The sequence below is a fragment of the Streptomyces sp. NPDC107471 genome (assembly GCF_055582845.1).
On record NZ_JBVJPC010000001.1, the window covers coordinates 426608 to 448467 of the forward strand.

General features: G+C 71.4%; 22 protein-coding genes. 7 read left to right on the plus strand and 15 right to left on the minus strand.

The window, feature by feature from the left end; translation table 11 throughout:
* Positions 1-73 precede the first annotated feature (73 nt).
* Positions 74-769: a TerB family tellurite resistance protein gene (locus tag ACZ66S_RS01905; RefSeq protein WP_469898963.1), complete on the minus strand. Its 696-nt coding sequence runs from the start codon at positions 767-769 to the stop codon at positions 74-76.
* A 186-nt stretch (positions 770-955) separates the two neighbouring features.
* A complete protein-coding gene (gene leuA, locus ACZ66S_RS01910) occupies positions 956-2677 on the minus strand; it encodes a 2-isopropylmalate synthase (RefSeq protein WP_469898965.1) in 1722 nt (573 codons plus the stop codon).
* 302 nt (positions 2678-2979) lie between these two features.
* Here leuA and ACZ66S_RS01915 point away from each other — a divergent pair, with 302 nt between their 5' ends.
* From ACZ66S_RS01915 to ACZ66S_RS01925, 3 genes are read left to right on the plus strand one after another with little or no spacing between them, the layout of a single operon-like run.
* The gene (locus ACZ66S_RS01915; RefSeq protein ID WP_469898966.1) at positions 2980-4050 is read left to right on the plus strand and encodes a M4 family metallopeptidase; all 1071 of its coding nucleotides are present in this window, start codon (positions 2980-2982) and stop codon (positions 4048-4050) included.
* 21 nt (positions 4051-4071) lie between these two features.
* Complete coding sequence (locus ACZ66S_RS01920) at positions 4072-4338, plus strand: protealysin inhibitor emfourin (RefSeq protein ID WP_469898967.1); 267 nt, start codon at positions 4072-4074, stop codon at positions 4336-4338.
* Positions 4339-4384: 46 nt separating this feature from the next.
* Complete coding sequence (locus ACZ66S_RS01925) at positions 4385-5719, plus strand: GH1 family beta-glucosidase (protein ID WP_469898968.1); 1335 nt, start codon at positions 4385-4387, stop codon at positions 5717-5719.
* An 89-nt stretch (positions 5720-5808) separates the two neighbouring features.
* On the opposite strand, the gene ACZ66S_RS01930 is transcribed toward ACZ66S_RS01925, so the two are convergent.
* Complete coding sequence (locus tag ACZ66S_RS01930; RefSeq protein ID WP_469898969.1) at positions 5809-6663, minus strand: NAD-dependent epimerase/dehydratase family protein; 855 nt, start codon at positions 6661-6663, stop codon at positions 5809-5811.
* A 127-nt stretch (positions 6664-6790) separates the two neighbouring features.
* On the opposite strand from ACZ66S_RS01930, the gene ACZ66S_RS01935 reads away from it, so the two are divergent.
* On the plus strand, positions 6791-7663 hold the full coding sequence (locus tag ACZ66S_RS01935; protein WP_469898971.1) for a helix-turn-helix transcriptional regulator: 873 nt from the start codon (positions 6791-6793) through the stop codon (positions 7661-7663).
* Here the strand turns inward: ACZ66S_RS01935 and era are convergent.
* A complete protein-coding gene (gene era / locus ACZ66S_RS01940; RefSeq protein ID WP_469898972.1) occupies positions 7660-8628 on the minus strand; it encodes a GTPase Era in 969 nt (322 codons plus the stop codon). The genes ACZ66S_RS01935 and era overlap by 4 nt on opposite strands.
* A gap of 165 nt (positions 8629-8793) precedes the next feature.
* Here era and ACZ66S_RS01945 point away from each other — a divergent pair, with 165 nt between their 5' ends.
* Together ACZ66S_RS01945 and ACZ66S_RS01950 are read left to right on the plus strand one after the other, a co-directional pair.
* Positions 8794-10113 carry an ammonium transporter gene (locus ACZ66S_RS01945; RefSeq protein WP_469898974.1) on the plus strand — a complete coding sequence of 440 codons (1320 nt, stop codon included), beginning with the start codon at positions 8794-8796 and terminating at the stop codon, positions 10111-10113.
* Complete coding sequence (locus ACZ66S_RS01950) at positions 10110-10448, plus strand: P-II family nitrogen regulator (RefSeq protein ID WP_469898975.1); 339 nt, start codon at positions 10110-10112, stop codon at positions 10446-10448. Before ACZ66S_RS01945 ends, ACZ66S_RS01950 begins: the two co-directional genes overlap by 4 nt.
* Before the next feature lie 41 nt (positions 10449-10489).
* Here ACZ66S_RS01950 and ACZ66S_RS01955 read toward each other — a convergent pair whose 3' ends face one another.
* The 8 genes from ACZ66S_RS01955 to ACZ66S_RS01990 form a co-directional block, all read right to left on the minus strand.
* Entirely contained in the window at positions 10490-11455 is a 966-nt protein-coding gene (locus ACZ66S_RS01955) for a DUF916 domain-containing protein (protein WP_469898977.1), read from the minus strand.
* Positions 11456-11515: 60 nt separating this feature from the next.
* Entirely contained in the window at positions 11516-12832 is a 1317-nt protein-coding gene (locus tag ACZ66S_RS01960) for a WxL domain-containing protein (RefSeq protein WP_469898978.1), read from the minus strand.
* A gap of 157 nt (positions 12833-12989) precedes the next feature.
* Positions 12990-13463 (minus strand): hypothetical protein, encoded by a 474-nt coding sequence (locus ACZ66S_RS01965; protein ID WP_469898979.1) that lies wholly within the window; start codon positions 13461-13463, stop codon positions 12990-12992.
* 205 nt (positions 13464-13668) lie between these two features.
* Positions 13669-14022, minus strand: coding sequence for a cytidine deaminase (locus tag ACZ66S_RS01970; RefSeq protein WP_469898980.1), 354 nt, complete (start codon positions 14020-14022; stop codon positions 13669-13671).
* Positions 14023-14070: 48 nt separating this feature from the next.
* Positions 14071-14430 (minus strand): MmcQ/YjbR family DNA-binding protein, encoded by a 360-nt coding sequence (locus tag ACZ66S_RS01975; protein ID WP_469898981.1) that lies wholly within the window; start codon positions 14428-14430, stop codon positions 14071-14073.
* On the minus strand, positions 14427-15734 hold the full coding sequence (locus ACZ66S_RS01980; protein ID WP_469898983.1) for a hemolysin family protein: 1308 nt from the start codon (positions 15732-15734) through the stop codon (positions 14427-14429). The genes ACZ66S_RS01975 and ACZ66S_RS01980 overlap by 4 nt, the downstream gene beginning before the upstream one ends.
* On the minus strand, positions 15731-16228 hold the full coding sequence (gene ybeY / locus ACZ66S_RS01985) for an rRNA maturation RNase YbeY (RefSeq protein ID WP_053849756.1): 498 nt from the start codon (positions 16226-16228) through the stop codon (positions 15731-15733). The genes ACZ66S_RS01980 and ybeY overlap by 4 nt, the downstream gene beginning before the upstream one ends.
* 13 nt (positions 16229-16241) lie before the next feature.
* On the minus strand, positions 16242-17300 hold the full coding sequence (locus ACZ66S_RS01990; RefSeq protein WP_078959977.1) for a PhoH family protein: 1059 nt from the start codon (positions 17298-17300) through the stop codon (positions 16242-16244).
* Between the two features lie 253 nt (positions 17301-17553).
* Here ACZ66S_RS01990 and ACZ66S_RS01995 point away from each other — a divergent pair, with 253 nt between their 5' ends.
* The gene (locus ACZ66S_RS01995) at positions 17554-18270 is read left to right on the plus strand and encodes an FAD binding domain-containing protein (protein ID WP_469898984.1); all 717 of its coding nucleotides are present in this window, start codon (positions 17554-17556) and stop codon (positions 18268-18270) included.
* A gap of 1 nt (position 18271) precedes the next feature.
* Here the strand turns inward: ACZ66S_RS01995 and ACZ66S_RS02000 are convergent, their stop codons facing one another.
* The 3 genes from ACZ66S_RS02000 to ACZ66S_RS02010 form a co-directional block, all read right to left on the minus strand.
* On the minus strand, positions 18272-19405 hold the full coding sequence (locus tag ACZ66S_RS02000; RefSeq protein WP_469898985.1) for a carbohydrate kinase family protein: 1134 nt from the start codon (positions 19403-19405) through the stop codon (positions 18272-18274).
* Positions 19406-19538: 133 nt separating this feature from the next.
* Positions 19539-20828 carry a glucarate dehydratase family protein gene (locus ACZ66S_RS02005; RefSeq protein ID WP_469898986.1) on the minus strand — a complete coding sequence of 430 codons (1290 nt, stop codon included), beginning with the start codon at positions 20826-20828 and terminating at the stop codon, positions 19539-19541.
* Complete coding sequence (locus ACZ66S_RS02010) at positions 20825-21778, minus strand: 5-dehydro-4-deoxyglucarate dehydratase (protein WP_469898987.1); 954 nt, start codon at positions 21776-21778, stop codon at positions 20825-20827. Before ACZ66S_RS02010 ends, ACZ66S_RS02005 begins: the two co-directional genes overlap by 4 nt.
* Positions 21779-21860: the final 82 nt, after the last annotated feature.

Sequence of the window (21860 nt, forward strand, 5' to 3'; positions counted from 1 at the left end):
TCGTCGGGCCTGAGGGCGAGTCGGGGGTTACTGCCGCGGGTGTCCCGGGCCGCCGACTACTCCCCGGGGAGTATCAGGACGGGGTCCGGGCCGCCGCCAGGAGCCGGCTGACGTCGTCCGCGCAGATCGTCAGGGCCGCGCCCACCGTGGTGAGGGCGTCCCGCTCGGCCGGGGTGTACGGGCCGTCCGCGAGGGCGATACGGGCCCCCTGGAGGAGGATCGACTCACGGCCCGCCGGGGCGAGGTGGGGGGCGAGCGGGTCGAGGGCCTCGTGGAGCTCTATGGCGAGGCCGGCTCCGCAGGGGCGGTCGTGGACCCGGCCGGTGTCCTCGGCGAGGGCCTCGACCAGGGTTTCTAGCTGCTCCTCCGTGCAGTCGTCGAAGCCCGCCGCGCGGACCGCGGCGGCCGCGGTCTCCAGGGAGGTGCGCGAGCAGGTGCCGCCCGCCGCCAGGACCGCGAGCGCGACCGTGTGGACGGCGTCGCGGAGCATCGCCGAGAAGCGGGTCGTGGTGGGGTGGTCGAGGACGTCCGTGCCGAAGTGGCGTCGGCAGGCCGCGCATTCCACCACCGGGCCGGTGTCGCCGCGCGGCAGGACCGGGACGCCCAGGAAGACCACGCGCCGACGGCCGGTCAGCCGCTGGAAGTTGCGGTCGCCCCCGCATCCGGGGCAGAAGAACTCGCCGTCGCCGACGGTGGTCCAGGCGACGCGGGTGCCCAGGAGGCGCGCAGGCCCGGCAGCACGGCTGTTTCGTCCCCGTCCTGGCAGCACGTCGCACCTCCACGTGACTGCGCGGCAACATCGCCGCGCTTGCGTGATGTTAGCCACATCAGTGAGGCGGAGTCAGCACCCCCGACGAGACCTGCTCGTGACCTCCACGTACCGATGGCCGATAAACGACGGGGCCTTGATCGCCGTATACAGCGACCAAGGCCCCGAAACCGCCGGTCAGAGGGATTATCGAGCGGCTCGGTTGACGGCGGAGACGACCGCCTTCAGCGACGCACGCGTCGTGTTCGCGTCGATGCCGATTCCCCACAGAACCTTGCCGTCGATCGCGCACTCGATGTAGGAGGCGGCCTGCGCGGAGGCGCCCTCGCTCATCGTGTGCTCCTGGTAGTCCAGCAGCCGGGCGTCGATGTCGACCTTCGCCAGCGCGTCGAAGAACGCGGAGATCGGGCCGTTGCCGGAGCCGGTCAGGATGGTGTCGACGCCGTCCACCGTGGCCTCCACCTTCAGCGTGTCCACGCCGTCGGTGTCCGTGGTCGACTGGCCGTTCTTGACCTGGATGCGGCCCCACGGGTTCCCGGGGTTCGGCAGGTACTCGTCCTGGAAGGTCGCCCAGATGTCGGAGCCGGTGACCTCGCCGCCCTCGGCGTCCGTCTTCGCCTGGATGATCTTCGAGAACTCGATCTGCATCCGGCGGGGCAGGTCCAGCTTGTGGTCGTTCTTCAGGACGTACGCGATGCCGCCCTTGCCGGACTGCGAGTTGACCCGGATCACGGCCTCGTAGGAGCGGCCGACGTCCTTGGGGTCGATCGGCAGGTACGGGACCGCCCACTCGATGTCGTCGACGGTGACGCCCTTCGCGGCCGCGTCGGCCTCCATGGCGTCGAAGCCCTTCTTGATGGCGTCCTGGTGGGAGCCGGAGAAGGACGTGTAGACCAGGTCGCCCACGTACGGGTGGCGCGGGTGGACCTCCATCTGGTTGCAGTACTCCCACGTACGACGGATCTCGTCGATGTCGGAGAAGTCGATCTGCGGGTCGACGCCCTGCGAGAACAGGTTCATGCCCAGGGTGACCAGGTCGACGTTGCCGGTGCGCTCGCCCTGCCCGAACAGACAGCCCTCGACGCGGTCGGCGCCGGCCATCAGCGCCAGCTCGGCGGCGGCGACGGCGGTGCCGCGGTCGTTGTGCGGGTGGATCGAGATGCAGACGTACTCGCGGCGGGACAGGTTGCGGTGCATCCACTCGAAGCGGTCGGCGTGCGTCGAGGGGGTCGAACGCTCCACCGTGGCGGGCAGGTTGAGGATGATCTCGCGGCCCGGACCGGGCTGGTAGACGTCCATCACCGCCTCGCAGACCTCCAGCGCGAAGTCCAGCTCGGTGTCGGTGAAGATCTCCGGCGAGTACTGGTAGCCGAACTCCGTCTCCGGGCCCAGCAGCTTCTCGGCGTACTCCATCACCAGGCGGGTGCCGTCGACGGCGATCTGCTTGATGTCGTCCTTGGAGCCCCGGAAGACCACGCGGCGGAAGACGGGCGCGGTGGCGTTGTACAGGTGCACGGTGGCGCGCTTGGCGCCCTTCAGCGACTCCACGGTCCGCTCGATCAGGTCCTCGCGGGCCTGGGTCAGTACGGAGATCGTCACGTCGTCCGGGATCGCGCCCGGCTCCTCGATGATCGACCGTACGAAATCGAAGTCCGTCTGGCCGGACGCCGGGAACCCGACCTCGATCTCCTTGTAGCCCATCTTGACGAGCTGGTCGAACATCCGGCGCTTGCGCTCGGGCGACATCGGGTCGATCAGGGCCTGGTTGCCGTCGCGCAGGTCGGTGGAGAGCCAGCGGGGAGCGACGGTGATCCGCTTGTCCGGCCAGGTGCGGTCCGGGATGTCGACCTGGTCGTACTGGCCGTACTTGTGGATCGGCATGGTGCTGGGCTGCTGGCGGTTCGCCATGATTGCGGGGCTCCTCAGGATGTCCGGGAAGGACGGCCGACACGCAACGCGAAGCTCCGCGGGGAGGGAGTCGACCTGGACTACAGGCCCTCGCCGCGGCAGCTAAGAAGAAGCAGCCCGAAACGCATGATGCGAGTCACTGTAGCCGAGCCCATCCGGATGGGCGGTTCCGTATCAGTATGCGGGACCGATGGCCACCCGGTAGCACAGAGCAACCGGCGACGGGTCTCCGTATCCCTACATTTCACCAATCATGGTGGCACCTAGTGACAAGCCCATCACGCAGTGCAAGGGTGCCGGGCATGACGACACACGGGGGCTTCGAGCCCGTCTTCTGCACGGTCGTACCACCACACGTCCTCGACAAGCTCGCCCGCAACGAGGACCCCGCACTCTCCCGTCCCGCCCAGCGCACTCTGGTCCGCGACAGCGAACTGCGCGGCAAACGGCGGGTGACGGCGGAGTTCTCCCTCGCCGCCGCGCCGCAGGCGAAGGCACCCTCGGACCAGCCGCTGCGCACCGTCTACGACGCCGGGCACCGGACCGACCTGCCCGGCACCAAGGTCCGCGCCGAGGGCTCCGAGCCCGGCCAGGACGCCACCGTCAACCGCGCCTACGCCGGTCTCGGCGCCACCTTCGACCTCTACCTGAAGGCGTACACCCGGCACTCCATCGACGGCGACGGCCTCCCGCTCGACGCCACCGTGCACTTCGACGAGGGCTACAACAACGCCTTCTGGAACGGCGAGCAGATGGTGTTCGGCGACGGTGACGGCGAGATCTTCCTCGACTTCACCATCCCGATCGACGTCATCGGCCACGAACTCACCCACGGCGTCACCCAGTACACGGCGAACCTCACCTACTACGGCCAGCCGGGCGCCCTCAACGAGTCGATGTCCGACGTCTTCGGCTCGCTCATCAAGCAGTACACGCTCGGCCAGACCGCCGCCGAGGCCGACTGGCTGATCGGCGCGGGCCTGCTCGCGCCCGGCGTCTCCGGCAAGGCGCTGCGCTCGATGAAGGAGCCCGGCAGCGCCTACGACGACGACGTGCTCGGCAAGGACCCGCAGCCGGCGACCATGGACGACTACGTCCGCACCGGCCGTGACAACGGCGGCGTGCACATCAACTCCGGCATCCCCAACCACGCGTTCTACCTGGCCGCGACCGCCCTCGGCGGCCACGCCTGGGAGCGCGCGGGCCAGATCTGGTACGACGTGCTGACCGGCGGCGAGCTGGGCGACCGCGCCCTGTTCAACGACTTCGCGGGGCTCACCGTGAAGGCGGCCCGTGCGCGCTTCGGCGACGGCAGCGAGGAGTTGCAGGCCGTGTCGAAGGCCTGGGAGCAGGTCGGGGTGCGGATTCTGTGAGTCCGTACTAGACAGGGACCCATGCGTATTCAGGTGCGGCGCACGGGCGGGTTCGCGGGCATCGAGCGGCACAAGGAGGTCGACACCTCCGGGCGGCCCGATGCCCCCGCGTGGCAGGCCCTGGCCGAGAAGGCGGTCGCCGCCGGCCGGGGCACCCCGCCGATCGGCGTCCCGGACGGTTTCAGCTACGAGATCACCGTGGACGGCCGGACGGTCTACGCGGCCGACCCCCGGCTGACGGACGAACAGCGCGAGCTGATCTCGAAGGTCCTCAAAGAGGGCGCGTAACTGGTTGTTCCCGCTTGCCCGTTGACTTTGCTACCCGCCGGTACCGATGATCCGGCGCATGGCGACTGAAGAGCGTGCGGTTCCCCGGTTCCCGGCCGGCTTCCTGTGGGGCGTCTCGACCTCGGCCCATCAGATCGAGGGCGCGGCGGACAAGCGCGAGCGGTCCGTGTGGGACACCTTCACGGCCCGGCCGGGGCGGGTGAAGGACGGCTCGACGGCCGAGGTGGCCTGCGACCACTACCACCGCTACCGCGAGGACGTGGCCCTGCTGGCCGGCCTGGGCGTGGACGCGTACCGCTTCTCGGTCTCCTGGCCCCGGGTGCGCTCCGAGAAGGGCCTCGACTTCTACGACCGTCTCGTGGACGAACTGGTCGCGGCGGGCGTCCGTCCGGTCCCGACGCTCTTCCACTGGGACCTGCCGGTGGCACACCAGGACGAGGGCGGCTGGCTGGAGCGGGACACCGCTTCCCGGTTCGCCGAGCACGTGGGCGTGGTCGCCGACCGTCTCGGCGACCGCGTCGACAAGTGGATCACCCTCAACGAACCTGCCGAGCACACCCTGTTCGGCCACGCGCTCGGCGCCCACGCGCCGGGCCAGCAGCTCATGTTCGACGCGCTGCCCGCCGCCCACCACCAGCTCCTGGGCCACGGTCTGGCCGTACAGGCCCTGCGCGCGGCCGGTGCCACGGACATCGGGATCGCCAACTCCCACGGCCCCACCTGGCCCGCCTCCCAGGAGCAACCGGACCTGGAGGCGGCCGACTTCTACGACCTGCTCCTGAACCGGCTGTTCGCGGACCCGCTGCTGCTCGGCGCCTACCCCGCGGGGCTGGGCGAGCTGATGCCGGGCGATGTGGCGGCCGACCTGAAGGTCATCTCCGAACCGCTCGACTTCTACGGCGTCAACTACTACGCCCCGACCCGCGTGGGCGCCCCGCAGGGCGCGGACATCGAGTTCGGGGGCCTCACGATCCCCGCCGAACTCCCCTTCTCCGTCAGGGAGATCGAGGACGTCCCGGTGACGGACTTCGGCTGGCCGGTGGTCCCGGAGGGCCTGACCGAACTCCTCACCGGCATGCGCGAGCGCTACGGCGACCGGCTCCCGCCCGTCGTCGTCACCGAGAACGGCTGCTCCTACGAGGGCGTCGACGACCAGGACCGGATCGCCTACCTGGACGGCCACGTCCGCGCCCTGCACCGAGCGGTCGAGGCGGGAGTGGACGTGCGCGGGTACTTCGTGTGGTCGCTGATGGACAACTTCGAGTGGGCGGAGGGGTACGCCCGCAGGTTCGGGCTGGTGCACGTCGACTTCGACACCCTGGCCAGGACCCCGAAGGCGTCGTACGCCTGGTACCGGGAGCTGCTCAGTGCCCAGAGGTGAGCACCGCTCCGGCTGGACGGCGTCCCCAGGGGCGCGGGGAACTGCGCGACCAGCCCCCACCGGCCCGCAGCCGACCACCGTCCTGCTTTTCAGAGCGCCCCCGCCTCCCGAGCCGCATAAACAGACGGATACACCGGCCGATACCCCAGCTCCCTACGAATCCGCTCCGTGGACATGATCACCAGCCACGGATCGGGATCCACCCGCTCGTACAGCTCCTCCGGGATCTCGGCCCCGTTGAGCTGGTGCAACTCCACCGCGGTCACCGGGGCGTCGTCGGCGATGTTGTAGACCCGCCCCGCGATCCCCGGCGCGTGCAGGATCCGCAGCAGCCCCTGGGCCACGTCCGCGTGGTGCCCGACGTGCAGCCGCTGGGCCGACGCCCAGTTCTTCGCCCACATCAGCGACTGCGCGAGATGCGGGTCTCCCTCGCCGTAGACGAAGGGAAGCCGTCCGATGCGCAGGTCGAGCCCGTCCAGTGCCGCGAGCTCCCGCTCGGCCGCCGCCTTCGACTCCGGGTAGGCGCCCCACATGCCCCCGCCCGGCCGGGACTCGTCGTCCTCGGTGAGCGGGCGGCCGCGTCCGGTGCCGTACACGAGGCCGGTGCTGACCTGCACGAACCGCCGGACGCCGGAGGCCGCCGCGGCCCGGCCGAGCTCCACCGCCGCGTCCCGGTTGACGGCCCGCGCCTCCTCGTCCGGTACTCCGCGGAAGGCTGCGGCGACGTTCACGACCGCGTCCGCCCCGGCGACGGCCTTGCCGAGCGCCTCGGTGTCCCGCAGATCTCCCACGACGACCTCGGCGCCGAGCGCCGCGAAGGGTTCGCCGCGCGCGGCGTCCCGCACCAGGACCCGCACCCGCTCGCCCGGCCGGGACTGCGCCAGCAGCCTCGGCACGAAGCGGCGGCCGACCTGCCCCGTCACACCTGTCACCAGTGTCAGCATGTTCTGCTCCTCTCGTCCGTCACGTCCGGACCAGCGTGGAACGGCCGGGCACGTGCCGGGAGAGACCTCTTGATCAGGGGATCGACAGTCCCTGGATAAGCCGGCCGGGGTGCCGCACGCTGGAGGGGTGAACCGAGCCGAACTCGCCGACTTCCTGCGCCGCGGCCGCGCCCGGCTGAACCCGTCCGACGTGGGCCTGACACCGGGTCCGCGGCGCCGCACGCCCGGCCTGCGCCGCGAGGAGGTGGCCCAGCTCGCGGGGATGTCCGTGGACTACTACACCCGGCTGGAGCAGTCCCGGGGTCCGCGCCCGTCCCGTCAGATGCTGACCTCGCTGGCCCGGGCGCTGCGTCTGACGGACGTGGAGCAGGACCATCTGTTCCACCTGGTGGGCGAGGAGCCCCCGCGCCGCGAGACGGCGTCCGCGCACGTCCGCCCGGGGCTGCTGCTGATCCTCGACCGGCTGCACGACACCCCGGCGCAGGTGGTCAACGACTACGGCGAGGTGCTGGCGCAGAACGCGATGGCCAAGGCGCTGGTCGGCGACGCGATGTCGCGTCCGCGGGCGGAGCGCAACCTGACCCGCCGCTTCTTCCTGGACCCGACCGCGCGCACGCTGTTCCCCGAGGAGGACCTCGCGGACCACGCGCGCACCCAGGTGGCCACCCTGCGCGCGGTGACCGCGGCCCGCCCCGACGATCCGGAACCGAACGCACTGGTCGCCGAACTACGGGCGGCCAGCGAGGAGTTCGCGCGCCTGTGGGACGAACACGAGGTGTCCCAGCGCGACAAGGCGACCAAGCGCTTCGTCCACCCCGTGGTAGGCCTGCTGGAACTCGACTGCGAGGTCATGGTCAGCCACGAGCACCACCACCTCCTGGTCGTGCACACGGCCCGCCCGGGGACGGACGCGTACGAACGACTGCAACTGCTCAGAGTGGTGGGCCTCCAGGACCTGACCCCCCGGAAGGCGACCCCCTGGACCCCTTCGGCCCCCTAGAACCCCAGCTTGCGCAACTGCCGGGGGTCCCGCTGCCAGTCCTTGGCCACCTTGACGTGCAGGTCCAGGAAGACCGGTGTGCCGAGCAGGGCCTCGATCTGCTTGCGGCTCTTGATGCCGACCTCCTTCAGGCGCTTGCCCTTGGGGCCGATGATGATGCCCTTCTGGCTGGGGCGCTCGATGTAGACGAAGGCGTGGATGTCGAGGAGGGGCTTGTCGGCGGGGCGGTCCTCGCGGGGCAGCATCTCCTCGACGACCACCGCGATGGAGTGCGGGAGCTCGTCGCGGACGCCTTCGAGGGCGGCCTCGCGGATCAGCTCGGCGATCATGACCTGCTCGGGCTCGTCCGTGAGATCGCCCTCGGGGTAGAGCGGCGGGCCCTCCGGAAGCATCGGGATCAGCAGGTCCGCCAGCAGGTCCACCTGCTTGTTCGCGGTCGCCGACACCGGGACGATCTCCGCCCACTCGATGCCCAGCTCCTTGCCGAGCTGGTCGACGGCGATCAACTGCTCGGCGAGCGTCTTGGAGTCGACCAGGTCCGTCTTGGTGATGATCGCGACCTTCGGGGACTTCTTGATCCCCGCGAGCTCCTTGGCGATGAAACGGTCACCGGGGCCCAGCTTCTCGTTCGCCGGGAGGCAGAACCCGATCACGTCGACCTCGGCCCACGTGGTGCGCACCACGTCGTTCAGCCGCTCCCCCAGCAGGGTGCGCGGCTTGTGGAGGCCGGGGGTGTCGACCAGGATGAGCTGGGCGTCCGGCCGGTGCACGATTCCCCGCACCGTGTGCCGCGTGGTCTGCGGCTGGTTGGCGGTGATCGCCACCTTCTGGCCGACCAGAGCGTTCGTGAGGGTGGACTTGCCCGCGTTGGGGCGGCCCACGAAGCAGGCGAAGCCGGCGCGGTGGGGGGCCTCCGACGATGCCGACGGCTCGGATGACTGACTGCGAACGCTCATGCGCCCCATTCTCCCTGATCCACGGAGCCCCGCCGCACAGGCGCCCGAGTGCCCGCGTTCCGGTGAGATCCCGGAAACCTCCACGCAACGAAACATCGCGGAAACACCGGTGTACTCGGCCGGAAACGCGGGCCGGTGAACCTCTGACGAGCCCCGACACCGTTGGAGACGACCGTGACCCTCGCCGCCGCACACGCCGCTGAGATCGACACCGGTGACACCGCCTGGCTGCTCGCCGCCACCGCCCTCGTCCTGCTGATGACCCCGGGGCTCGCCCTGTTCTACGGCGGCATGGTCCGCACGAAGAGCGTCCTCAACATGCTGATGATGAGCTTCGTCTCGATCGCCCTGGTCACGGTCGTGTGGCTGGCGGCCGGCTACTCCCTCGCCTTCGGCGACGACATCGGCGGCGGACTGATCGGCGGCCTCGACCACGCCGGCATGGCCGGACTCCGCCCCGACAGCGTCCAGGGCACCGTCCCCACCCTCCTGTTCGCCACCTTCCAGCTCACCTTCGCGATCGTCACGGCGGCGCTGATCAGCGGCGCGATCGCGGACCGGGCGAAATTCGCGGCCTGGCTGGTGTTCGTGCCGGTCTGGGCGCTGCTCGTATACGTTCCCGTCGCCCACTGGGTGTGGGGCCCGGGCGGCTGGGTCCTGGACAAGCTCGGCGCGCTCGACTTCGCGGGCGGTCTGCCCGTCGAGATCACCTCCGGCGCCTCCGGCCTGGCGCTCGCGCTGGTCCTCGGCCCGCGTCTGGGCTTCAAGAAGGACGCCATGCGCCCGCACAACCTGCCGATGGTCGTCCTGGGCGCGGGGCTGCTCTGGTTCGGCTGGTTCGGCTTCAACGCGGGCTCGGCCCTCGGCGCCAACGGCCTCGCGGCGGCCGCCTTCCTCAACACGCTGGCCGCCGGCTGCACCGGACTGCTCGGCTGGCTCTTCGTCGAGCAGCGGCGCGACGGCCACCCGACCACGCTCGGCGCCGCGTCCGGCGCGGTCGCGGGCCTGGTCGCGATCACCCCGTCCTGCGGCTCGGTCTCCCTGCTCGGCGCGCTCGTCGTCGGCCTCGCCGCGGGTGTCGTCTGCTCCTACGCGGTGGGCTGGAAGTTCAGGCTGAACTACGACGACTCCCTGGACGTCGTCGGTGTGCACCTGGTCGGCGGGGTCATCGGCACGCTCCTGATCGGCGTGTTCGCGGTGAAGGAGATGACCGGCGGCACGGAGGGCCTGGTGTACGGCGGCGGGCTCGCCCAGCTCGGGAAGCAACTGGTGGCCGTGGCGGCCGTGGGGGCGTACGCCTTCCTGGTCACGTACGGCCTCGGGAAGCTGATCGACAAGGTGATGGGCTTCCGGGCCGACGAGGAGCACGAGCACACCGGCCTGGACCTTACGGTGCACGCCGAGACGGCATACGATCACGGCGTCCTGGGCCACGGTGCCCCGGTCAGCGCGTCCGTCGTCCCCTCCGCCCAGAAGGTCAAGACCCAGGCATGAAGCTCATCACCGCGATCGTCAAGCCGTACCGCCTCGACGAGGTCAAGACCGCGCTCCAGGAGATCGGCGTGCACGGCCTGACCGTGACCGAGGCCAGCGGCTACGGCCGGCAGCGCGGCCACACCGAGGTGTACCGGGGCGCCGAGTACCAGGTCGACCTGGTGCCCAAGGTCCGCATCGAGGTCGTCGTGGACGACGCCGACGCGGACACGGTCATCGACGCGATCGTCAAGGCCGCCCACACCGGCAAGATCGGCGACGGCAAGGTGTGGGCCCTGCCGGTGGAGACGGTCGTACGGGTGCGGACGGGCGAGCGCGGCACCGACGCACTGTAGGGCGGCACGAGGAGGGCCCCGTCAGGGGCGCGGGGCTGTGTTCAATGTGCGGCTCCGCCGCGCGGGCGCGGCCGGCCCCCACCGGTCCGCTGCCGCGCGCGAACCCACACTCCCCCTCCCACACCACCCGCCACGAACAGCACCACCGCGACCAGCCACGGCAACGCGAAGAACCCCGCACTCGACGACTCCCGCGTGCCCTTCGCGCTCGCCGTCAACGTCACCTTCCCCCAGTCGAGTTGGGGCGAGCCGTGCCACGGCTCGGTCAGGCGGACCCGCTGACCCGGCAGCAACTCCCCAGGAATCCGCGCGAGTTGACGGGCCAGCAGGGTCCGGCCGAACAGTCCTGTCGCCCGTAGCTCCACCTTCGGGTCCAGGGTGACGTTGCCGGTGTTGCGCAGGGTGTACGAGATCGTCGCCCCGCTGTCCCCCAGCCCCGGCACCAGCGGCTGGTGATGGCCGACCCGGACGTCCTCGACGGCGATCGCCGGCACGGTGGGTCCCCCCACCCGCAGATAGATCCTCGCGGCGACGGCCCGCTGCACGCCGAGCGCCACCGCCCCCTCCCCCTTGTCGACCCGTTCGTCCAGCGCCACCAGCGCACCGGCATGGTCGCCCGGTTCGGCCCCCTCGGGCACCGACAGGGTGAACGGCACGGTGACCCTGCCGTGCGGCGGGACGGTCACCCGGGACTTCGCGAGCGACGTCCAGGCCCCCACCCCGCGCTGCCGCTCGGCGACCGTGCGCACCGCGAAACCGCCGTCGCGGGCGGTGTTGTAGGCGTCGGCGGCGTAGAGCCGGAAGGTCAGCGGCCGGCTGGCCTTGTTGCTGACGACCACCTTGTCGTCGATGGTCCGCCCGGGGTCGGCGGACAGGTAGAAGTAGGGCCGCGCGGCGATCCGGGAGGCGGCCGGATACACGGACCAGGTGCCGTTGTCGGCGCCGTACGCGGGCGCGGCGGCCGTGACCAGGAACAGGCTCAGGACAAGGACGTACAGCTTGCGCATGGGTGCGGCCCCCCACGGGTGCGAGAAGGACGGGACGGGCGGGTGCGGGCGCCCGTACGGTCAGCTAAGCGTGAGGGTGAGGACGCCGGAGTACGTGCCGACCGGCGTGAACGCCGGCACGTTCAGCGAGAGTCCCGCGTCCACGGTGAACTCACCGCCGGTGAGCGCGGAGTCGGGGGTGGACGCGAGGGTCGCGCCCGCGGCTCCGACCGTGCCGGCGGAACCGGCCTGGCAGGCGCTCGGGCTGCCCGCCTTGGTGGCGCAGGTCGGGCTCCAGCTCAGCGCGCCCGCGTCGATCTTGGCGCCGGGTCCGGTGAAGTCGGTGACCTTGCCGGTGAGGGACCAGCCGGCGGGTCCGCCGCGGAAGTCCTGCACGGTCACCTTGTTGAGGTCGCCGGTCGAGGCGCCGCCCTTGCCGTAGTCCACCGCCGAGAGGCTGACGGCGTCCCCGGCCTGGGACATGGACAGCGTGCCGGCCCGCACGGTGGTGGTGACCTTCTGGCTGCCCGCGGGTACGGGCGTGTCGTCGATGACGACGTACGCCCTCGGCCCCGCTCCCTTGGCGTCGCTCCACGCGCCGCCCTCGTACGCGACGACTCCGGTGGTGGTCTTGTCGTTGACGACGAGCGCCCCGCTGAAGGCGCCGGCGGAGTCGGCGGTGACGGTCGCGGTGTCCGCGGTCTGGGTGTCGCCGGACCGTCCGGCCAGGGTGACGCTCGCGCCCGGGGTGAACTTGCTGCCGGTGACGGTGACGCTGTCGCCGGGCTTCCCGGAGGCCGAACCCAGCGCGATGTCCCGCTCGTTGACGGGGTTGGCGTCCGTCGCGGTGACCGTCTCGGAGACCGGGGCGGGCGGGGTGATCACGGTGCAGGGCGTGTCCAGTTCGAGGATGTAGCTGGTGTGGATGTTGTAGTCGCCGGGCGAGAGCGTGATCGCGCCGGGGGCGGTGACCTTGAAGGTGCCGGTCATGGAGAACGACGGGAAGGCGCCGTTGCCGGGCACCGGGTCGTTCTTCTTGGGGCCCGCGACCGTGACGGCACCGGTCTGGGCGCCGCCCAGGGACACCTTGCCGGTGGGCGTCATGATGTCGGCCGGCAGGGCGATGGCCGTGGGGTTGCTGGCGGCGGGCTTGACCACCGTGTACGTCACGGTGACGGTGTCGCCCACCTTGGGACTGGCGTTGTCCACGGCGACCCGGGCCGTCGTGGTGCCGTCGATCGGCGGGATGCCCGCGACCGCGGGCGGGATGCAGTGCGTGGCGAAGTCCACGTCGGTGGCGGCACCGGCCGGGCAGGCCAGTGCGCCGCCCGCGGTGACCGCGAGCGCGGTCGCCCCGAGGAAGGACACCAGACGGCGTCTTCGAGTCGTCGAACCCATGGATGTGCCCCCTCCGAAAGCTCCTGAAGTCCTGTGCCGACAGGGGGCATTGATGTGTGGATCGCGTGAGAAGTCAATGGAGTTGCCGCAGAAACCTGACGGCATGTCAGTTTCTGCGGCAACCAGAGGACCTGCTCGGCCGTACCGGTCCGGGAGCTCAGTCGAAGACGAACGGACCCGGAGCCTGCGGGCCGGTCGCCGTGCAGGTCACGGTGATCCCGAAGACGACGATCTGGAGCGAACCGCCGTACGACTCCAGGCTGTCGCCGGACGCCACCGTGCCGCTCAGCGGACCGACCGTGACCGGGTCGCCGGCCGCGATGGCGGGGTTCTCCGTGCCGGTGAAGGTGGTCGTGCCGCCGTTCGCGTCGACGAGGGTGAGGGTCGAGGTGATCGAGTCCTCGCTCAGGGCGAGCGGGGCGTTGATCGCCGAGGTGACGGTGAGGGTGGCGGCGGTGCCGTCCTGGGTGGCGGTGAGCGTGGCCTGGCCGCTGCCGTAGATGCCGCAGTCCGCGTCGATGGTCGCCGTGTCCGGGGTGACGGCCAGGGCGGCGGGCGCGAACGCGAGCCCGACGGCCGCGAGCGTGCCGACCGCCAGTGCCGCACCGGTGCCTGTGCGCTTGCCTTTCATGGAATCCGGTTCCCTTCCCGTGGTGGGGGCTGCCATGTGGGGATGGACGGGGGGTGCGTCCCGACGGACGGCCGGCCTTCACGGGACGTGGTGCGGGACGCCGCGCGAGCTGGGATCTGACGGTCCGTCGGAACTTCCGGTTCCATTGATGCGGGTGGGACGGGGAAGGGCAAGCCGGAATTCCGGCCAAGTGTTACCGGGGGTATCAGCCGGCGATCACAGTGGCGCGCACGCTGCCGTCGACGCCTGCAACCAGCACCGGCGTCCCCGGCCCGCCGAGATCCCGCACGGCCGCCCGGTCCGCCTCGGAGGCCGATTCCGCTTCCGTCACCACGGCCGCCGCCTCCAGGGACTTCGCCCCGGACGCCACCGCCATGGCCACCGCCGTCTGCAACGCGCTCAGCTTCAGGGACGCCAGCTCCACGGTCCCCGCCACATAGGTCCGCCCGGTCTCGTCCCGTACGGCCGCCCCCTCGGGCACGCCGTTGCGGGCCCGCGCCGAACGGGCCAGCGTGACGATCTTGCGGTCCTCGGGGTCAAGCGCACTGTTGTCGGTCATGACAGGAGCATACGAAGTGCGCCCCGTCAGCCGGGGCCGGGGAGGCGCTCAGGGGCGGTCGAGCCTGAGCCGTTCCGCGCGCGGCAGACCGGCCACCACCAGGTCGTACGAGTCCTCGACGAGCTCCCTGACCATGCGGTCCGGGAGGTCGCCGTCGACGGTGACGGTGTTCCAGTGGCGCTTGTTCATGTGGTACCCGGGGACGATCAGCCCGGGATGGTCGGCGCGCAGCCGGATCGCGTCCTCCGGGTCGCACTTGAGGTTGACGGTCAGGGGCCGCGCGTCCAGGTTCGTCAGGGCGAAGAGCTTGCCGAGCACCTTGAAGACCGAGGTCTCGGGGTTGAACGGGAAGTCCTCCACCACCGCGTTGAACGACAGACAGAGGGCGCGCAGCTCCTGGGGGGTCACTCGGACTCCTTCTCCTCCACGGCGGGTTCGAGGACGCCCACCGGCTCCACCAGAACCGTCACGATCTTGTTCCGGCGTCCGGCGGCGGCCTCCGCGGTCAGCCGCAGCCCGCGCCCGTCCGGGAGCTCGACGACCGCCGACGCCCCGGCGATGGGCACCCGGCCCAGCGCCTTCGCCAGCAGTCCTCCGACGGTCTCCACATCCTCGTCGTCGTACTCGTCGAGTCCGTACAGCTCGCCCAGGTCGGTGATGTCGAGACGGGCCGTGACCCGGTGGCGGTCCTCGCCGAGGTCCTCCACCGGCGGCAGCTCCCGGTCGTACTCGTCGGTGATCTCGCCGACGATCTCCTCCAGGATGTCCTCGATGGTGACGATGCCCGCCGTGCCGCCGTACTCGTCGATGGCCACGGCGACGTGGTTGCGGTCCTGCTGCATCTCGCGCAGCAGGTCGCCGGCGTTCTTGGTGTCGGGCACGAAGACGGCCGGCCGCATGGCCGTGGACACCAGCTCGCTCTCCGCGTCCCGGCTGATGTGCGTCTTGCGGACCAGGTCCTTCAGATACACGATCCCCACGATGTCGTCCTCGCTCTCCCCGGACACGGGGATGCGCGAGAAGCCCGAGCGCAGGGCGAGCGTCAGCGCCTGCCGGATCGTCTTGTAGCGCTCGATGACGACGAGGTCGGTGCGCGGCACCATGACCTCCCGCACCAGCGTGTCGCCCAGTTCGAAGACCGAGTGCACCATGCGGCGCTCCTCGTCCTCGATCAGCGACTCCTTCTCCGCGAGGTCGACCAGCGCGCGCAGCTCCGCCTCGGAGGCGAACGGGCCCCTGCGGAAGCCCTTGCCCGGCGTGAGGGCGTTGCCGATGAGGATCAGCAACGACGGGATCGGGCCCATGATCCGGGCCAGCGGCAGCAGGACGTACGCCGCCGCGGTCGCCGTGTTGAGCGGGTGCTGGCGTCCGATGGTGCGCGGGGAGACGCCGACGGCGACGTACGACACGAGCACCATGACCCCGATCGCGACCAGCAGGGCGCGGGTGGTGCCGGGGAACTCCTGGAGGCAGGCGTAGGTGACCAGGGCGGCCGCCGCCATCTCGCAGGCCACGCGCACCAGCAGCGCCACGTTGAGATAGCGGGTCGGGTCGGCGGCGATCTGCGCGAGCTTGGCGCTGCCCCGCCGGCCGGTGCGGACGGCTTCCTCGGCGCGGAAGCTGGAGACGCGCGCGAGGCCCGCCTCCGCGCAGGCGGCGAGCCAGGCGACGACGACCAGGGCGATGGCGCCGGAGACGAGGGGCAGGCTCATGAGACGGTCGGCGCGGGGGACGGACCGGTGAGCCCCTTCTCCTGCCGCCATCCGTCCACGATGGCCGCCTGGAGGCCGAACATCTCGGCCTTCTCGTCCGGCTCCTCGTGGTCGTAGCCGAGCAGGTGCAGCACGCCGTGGACGGTGAGGAGCTGGAGCTCCTCGTCCATGGAGTGCTGCGTCTCGGCCTCCTCGCCCTGCTTCTTGGCGACCTCGGGACAGAGCACGATGTCGCCGAGGAGGCCCTGCGGGGGCTCGTCGTCGTCCTTGCTGGGCGGCCTGAGCTCGTCCATCGGGAACGACATGACGTCGGTGGGCCCCGGCAGGTCCATCCACTGGATGTGCAACTGCTCCATGGCGTCCGCGTCCACGACGATCACCGAGAGCTCGGAGAGCGGGTGGATGCGCATCCGCGCGAGCGCGTAGCGGGCGATGTCGAGGATCGCCTGCTCGTCGACCTCGGTTCCGGACTCGTTGTTGACGTCGATCGACATGGTGCTGGCTTGTCTACTTCCGCTTGTTCCGGCCGCCCTTGTGGGTGCCGTTCTCCGTACCGTTCTCGGTGTCGTACTTCTCGTACGCGTCGACGATACGGCCGACCAGCTTGTGCCGTACGACGTCCTGGGACGACAGGCGGGAGAAGTGCACGTCCTCCACGCCCTCCAGGATGTCCTGCACCTGCCGCAGCCCGGACTTGGTGCCGTTGGGCAGGTCGACCTGCGTCACGTCACCGGTGATCACGATCTTCGAGTCGAAGCCGAGCCGGGTGAGGAACATCTTCATCTGCTCGGGGGAGGTGTTCTGGGCCTCGTCGAGAATGATGAAGGCGTCGTTCAGGGTACGACCGCGCATGTACGCCAGCGGCGCGACCTCGATCGTCCCGGCCGCCATCAGCCGCGGGATCGAGTCCGGGTCCAGCATGTCGTGCAGGGCGTCGTACAGCGGGCGCAGGTAGGGGTCGATCTTCTCGTAGAGCGTGCCCGGGAGGAAGCCGAGCCGCTCCCCCGCCTCCACCGCGGGGCGGGTCAGGATGATGCGGTTGACCTGCTTGGACTGCAGGGCCTGCACCGCCTTGGCCATGGCGAGGTAGGTCTTGCCGGTACCGGCGGGGCCGATGCCGAAGACGATCGTGTGCTTGTCGATCGCGTCGACGTACCGCTTCTGGTTGAGGGTCTTGGGGCGGATGGTGCGGCCGCGCGAGGACAGGATGTTCTGCGTGAGCACCTCGGCCGGGGTCTCCTGGCCGTCGCTCGTCCCGTTCTCGCTCGCTCGCAGCATGGCGATCGAGCGTTCCACTGCGTCCTCCGTCATCGGCTGTCCGGTGCGGAGCACCAGCATCATCTCGTCGAACAGGCGCTGGACGAGCGCGACGTCCGCCGCCGCGCCGGTCGCGCTGATCTCGTTGCCCCGGACATGGATGTCGGCCGCCGGGAAGGCCTTCTCGATCACGCGCAGGAGCGAGTCGCCGGACCCCAGTACCGAGACCATGGGGTGCTGGGCGGGGACGGTGAACTGTGCTCTCGCCTGCCCCTGCGCGGGGCTGTGACCTGTGGGTGTCTGAGTCATGGGCCGGCGCTTAAGGCCTGCGGTTCCTCCTCGTCACGGCCGCACCTGTGGAGGCGGCCTCGCGGATTCAAGGGTACGACGGTGCACCGACAACGCCGTAGGGCTTTTCGATGACCGGGGCGCCCTCGATGCAGCGGTGAGCCCTGCATGCTCCCCCCGCACGCCGGGGAGAATGCGCTCGCTGCCACGTGTGTTCGACAACCTCGACGACGGTGGCGGCCCCCGGAGTCCGTACGGAGAAAGCGGGAAGCCCGTGCTGTTGCGTCTGCCCACCTCCCTGCCCGAGGCACAGGAGTGCCTGTCCGACGGGGCGATACCCGTCGGCGGCGCCACGCTCGTGTGGGCCGCGTGGCAACGCGACGGCTTCCCCGAGCAGGCGGTGTCACTGCGCGAGGTGCCGGAGGCGAACGTCCTCGGGGCCGGGGAGGTCGGGGCGGCGGTCCTGCTGCACCGGATCGACGACCGCGTGCCGGAGGTGCTGCGCCGGGCCGCGGCGGGCGTCGGCACCGGGGCCGTGCGCCGCACCGCCACCGTCGGCGGGAACGTCGTCGGCAGCACCCTGCGCTGTCTGCTGCCCGCGGCCCTCGTCCTGGGCGCCCGCGCGCGGGTGCTGGCCGCGGAGGGGCCGTTCGAGACCGACCTCGCCGAGCTGCTCGCCAAGAAGCCGCTGCTGCTGAGCCTGCACTGGGAGGACCCGCTGGTCAGCGGCTACCGCAAGGTGGCCGAGGCCCCGGGCGGCCCGCCGCCCCTGGTCGTCGCCACCGCCGTGCACGCCGGCGAGCGCCCCGTGCTGCGCGTCGCCGTCCGCGACGGCTACGACTTCCTGACCGGGAGCGTGCCCTGCGACACGGGCGCGGAGGATGTGCTCGACGCCCTGCGCGGCACGGCACTCGGGGCGCTGCCCGCCGAGGCCGGCGAAGTGGTGCGGGAACAGGTGCTGTCGATCCTGGAGCGGGCCGCGGACCGCTGAGTCAGCCCGACCTGCCGAAGCCGATCGTCGGCACCGCCCGCCGCAGCGGCCAGCCGGGGGCCGTCTCCTCCGGGACCAGGTCCGCCAGGAAGGCGTACCGGCGCAGTGCGGTCGGGTCCTGCGAGGCGACCGAGTGGACCGTGCGCCACCAGGCGCCGATCTCGGACCAGCCCGGCGCGGACAGCGAGCCGCCGAACTCCTGGACGGAGAGGGCGGCGGTCAGGCCGGCGAAGGCCAGCCGGTCCGCCAGCGGCCAGCCCGCGAGGGTGCCGGTGACGAAGCCGGCCACGAAGACGTCCCCGGCGCCGGTCGGGTCGAGCGCCTCGACCTCGATCGCGGGGACCTCGGCGGCCTCCCCGGTGCGCCGGTCCACGGCGTACGCGCCCTCCGCGCCGAGGGTGACCACGGCGAGCGGCACGTGCTCGGTGAGGGCGTGGGCGGCCTCGCGGGGGCAGGAGGCGCCGGTGTAGCGCATCGCCTCCTGCGCGTTCGGCAGGAAGGCCTCGCAGTGTTCGAGGTCGGCGAGGCCCGCCAGGTCCCAGGCGCCGGTCTCGTCCCAGCCGACGTCGGCGAAGACGCGGGTGCCCTTGCGGGCCGCCTGGGCGATCCAGGGGGCGCGCCGGCCCGGCTCCAGCGAGGCCACCGCCGCACGCGCGCGTGGGGGGCAGTCCGGGGCGGGCTCCTCGGGGGGCGGTTCGTGACCGTGGGAGACCATGGTGCGCTCGCCCTCGTAGGCCATCGACACGGTGACCGGGGAGTGCCAGCCGGGGACCCGGCGGGACGGGGAGAGGTCGATGCCCTCGCCCTGCTCCAGGGCGTCCCAGCAGTACTCGCCGTAGTGGTCGTCGCCGAAGGCCGCGGCCAGCGAGGTGCGCATCCCGAGCCGGGCCAGGGCGGTCGCCATGTTCGCCACCCCGCCGGGGCTCGACCCCATCCCGCGTGCCCAGGACTCGGTGCCGCGCACCGGGGCGGAGCCGAGCCCGGTGAAGACGATGTCGAGGAAGACGGTGCCGGTGAGGTAGACGTCCCAGGGCGGGTCGCCGGGTGCGCGCAGGGCGGCCAGGGGGTCGACCTGGGCCTGGCACTGCCCCGCTTTTACGAGGTACGACGGTCCCTTTCCGTTGGACGCGATCACGGTGAGCTCCCTGCACGTGGTGCCGATCAGGCCAGTCTGCACCACACCGCCGACATCGGGTCGGCGCTCACCCGCGACCCGCCCGGCACGTCAGGCCGTCGCGATCGGGCACCGCCGCCCGCGGGAACACCGCCTACCAGCGGGGCACGGCCGGTGTGACCCAGTCCGGCTCGGCGACCCGCATGGCCGCGGCGTCGTCCCGTTCCCGCAGCGCGCCGTCGTCTTCCAGCCACCGCCGATGCAGGAACGCCAGCCTGTCCCGGTCGAGTTCGACCCCGAGCCCGGGTGCGTCCGAGACCCGCACGGCCCCGCCCTCGAAGACGAGCCGCTCGGTGAGCACGTCCTCCGACTGCCACGGGTAGTGCGAGTCGCAGGCGTGGTGGAGGTTCGGCACGGTGGCCGCCACCTGTGTCATCGCGGCCAGTGAGATCCCGAGGTGGGTGTTGGAGTGCATGGACACGCCCACCCCGAAGGTCCGGCAGGTCGCGGCGAGTTGCTGGGTGTTGCGCAGGCCGCCCCAGTAGTGGTGGTCCGAGAGCACCACCTGCACGGCGTCCCGGGCGAACGCCTCCCTGATCTCCGCGAAGGTCGTCACGCACATGTTGGTGGCCAGCGGGACATCGGTCCCGGCGGACACCTCCGCCATGGCCGCGGTCCCCAGCGCGGGATCCTCCAGGTACTCCAGAACGTCCCCGAGCCGCCGGGCCACCTCCAGCGAAGTGGCCACGCTCCAGGCCCCGTTGGGGTCGAGCCGCAGCGGGTGTCCGGGGAACGCCTCGGCGAGGGCCCGGACCGCCGCGATCTCCTCGTCCGGCGGGAAGACCCCGCCCTTGAGCTTGAAGGACGTGAAGCCGTACCGCTCCGTGAACAGCCGGGCCTGCGCGACCACCCCGGCGGGGTCGAGGGCCGCACCCCAGTCGTCCTTCTCGCTGTCGACGCCCTCGGGGTGGTCGGCCCACTTGTAGAACAGGTACGCGCTGTACTCGACCGCGTCCCGCACCTTGCCCCCGAGCAGCGCGTGCACCGGCAGCCCGAGCGCCCTGCCCAGCGCGTCGAGGCAGGCCACCTCGAACCCGGAGACGACGGAAAGCCGCAGCTTGTCGGCGGTCTGCACGCCCCGCAGCCCGCCGACGTCGACCTGTCCGGAGACCCGGGAGGAGTCGACCGCGACCTGATCGGCGACGGTGAACAGCCCGTTGAGGTCCGAGACCTGCCGCCCGACCAGTTGTGCGGCGAACGGCCGGGCCAGTTCCAGGTACTTGGTGTCCCCGTAGGTCTCCCCGACCCCGACGACCCCGTCGGCGGTCTCGACCTCGACGATCAGCCGGGGCGTGTACGGCTGGTGCACGCCCTGGGTGTTCAGCAGCGGCGGGTCGGCGACCAGGATCGGCGTCAACCGCACATCGGTGATCGTGAGGTTCACAGCGTGGCTCCTACGAGGTCGAGACCGGTGGTCAGCAGCAGGCGGAGGTCCGCGAGGTCGGCGTCGGACGGATCGGTGAGCGGCGCCCGCACGGGCCCGACGGGGTGCCCCCGCAGCCGTGCCGCCGCCTTCACCAGGGACACGGCGTACCCGGGCACCCGGTCGCGGAGCTCGACGAACGGGACGTAGAAGTCGCGCAGCAGTTTCTCGACCGTGCCGTCGCCCTCGTCGCCGGCGCGCAGGGCGTCGAAGAAGGCGTCGGCGATCTCGGGGGCGAAGGCGTGGACGGCCGAGGAGTAGGCCGGGACGCCGACGGTGGCGTAGGCGCGGGCCTGGATCTCGGCGGTGGAGGCGCCGTTGAAGAACAGGAAGCCCTCGGGGGCGGCGAGGGTCAGGCGCTGGAGCCGGTCGAGGTCGCTGTGCCCGTCCTTGAGCCCGATGACGCCGGGGATCCCGGCGATCCGCCGGAACGCGTCGACGCCGAGCGCGACCTGACCGCGCTGGTAGGCGATGAGCGGCAGCCGGGTGCGGGCGGCGATCTGCTCGATCTGGGCGACCAGGCCGTCCTGCGGGGCGGCGACCAGGTAGTGCGGCAGGACCAGCAGCGCGTCGGCCCCCGCCTCCTCGGCGATCCGGGCGAAGCGCACGGCCTGCGCCCAGCCGTAACCGGTCCCGGCGACGACGGGCACGCGGCCGCCGGCCTCCTCGACCGCGAGGGTGACGACCTGCCGGTACTCGTCCTCGTCCAGGGAGAAGAACTCGCCGGTCCCGCAGGCCGGGAAGAGCGCGCCCGGCTCCCGTGCGAGCTGTGCGGCCAGGTGCGCGCGGGAGCCGTCCGGGTCGAGGGTGCCGTCGTCGTGGAAGCTCGTGAGCGGGAAGGACAGCACGCCGCGTGCCATGCCGTCCCGCAGTCGTCGGGCCGTGTCCGGGTCGGGGCTCACCCTCGTCATCTCCCTATGTAGACGTTATCCACGTATGCAGATGGAGATTAGGTAGGCGCACCCCGTCCGTCAATGGGGCGGACCCGGGTTC

Bases quoted from the DNA above. Each gene is read 5' to 3' on its own strand.
- leuA (WP_469898965.1), bottom strand. From the start codon at position 2,677: ATGGCGAACCGCCAGCAGCCCAGCACCATGCCGATCCACAAGTACGGC.
- ACZ66S_RS01915 (WP_469898966.1), top strand. From the start codon at position 2,980: ATGACGACACACGGGGGCTTCGAGCCCGTCTTCTGCACGGTCGTACCA.
- ACZ66S_RS01920 (WP_469898967.1), top strand. From the start codon at position 4,072: ATGCGTATTCAGGTGCGGCGCACGGGCGGGTTCGCGGGCATCGAGCGG.
- ACZ66S_RS01925 (WP_469898968.1), top strand. From the start codon at position 4,385: ATGATCCGGCGCATGGCGACTGAAGAGCGTGCGGTTCCCCGGTTCCCG.
- ACZ66S_RS01930 (WP_469898969.1), bottom strand. From the start codon at position 6,663: ATGCTGACACTGGTGACAGGTGTGACGGGGCAGGTCGGCCGCCGCTTC.
- era (WP_469898972.1), bottom strand. From the start codon at position 8,628: ATGGGGCGCATGAGCGTTCGCAGTCAGTCATCCGAGCCGTCGGCATCG.
- ACZ66S_RS01950 (WP_469898975.1), top strand. From the start codon at position 10,110: ATGAAGCTCATCACCGCGATCGTCAAGCCGTACCGCCTCGACGAGGTC.
- ACZ66S_RS01955 (WP_469898977.1), bottom strand. From the start codon at position 11,455: ATGCGCAAGCTGTACGTCCTTGTCCTGAGCCTGTTCCTGGTCACGGCC.
- ACZ66S_RS01960 (WP_469898978.1), bottom strand. From the start codon at position 12,832: ATGGGTTCGACGACTCGAAGACGCCGTCTGGTGTCCTTCCTCGGGGCG.
- ACZ66S_RS01965 (WP_469898979.1), bottom strand. From the start codon at position 13,463: ATGAAAGGCAAGCGCACAGGCACCGGTGCGGCACTGGCGGTCGGCACG.
- ACZ66S_RS01970 (WP_469898980.1), bottom strand. From the start codon at position 14,022: ATGACCGACAACAGTGCGCTTGACCCCGAGGACCGCAAGATCGTCACG.
- ACZ66S_RS01980 (WP_469898983.1), bottom strand. From the start codon at position 15,734: ATGAGCCTGCCCCTCGTCTCCGGCGCCATCGCCCTGGTCGTCGTCGCC.
- ybeY (WP_053849756.1), bottom strand. From the start codon at position 16,228: ATGTCGATCGACGTCAACAACGAGTCCGGAACCGAGGTCGACGAGCAG.
- ACZ66S_RS01990 (WP_078959977.1), bottom strand. From the start codon at position 17,300: ATGACTCAGACACCCACAGGTCACAGCCCCGCGCAGGGGCAGGCGAGA.
- ACZ66S_RS02010 (WP_469898987.1), bottom strand. From the start codon at position 21,778: ATGACGAGGGTGAGCCCCGACCCGGACACGGCCCGACGACTGCGGGAC.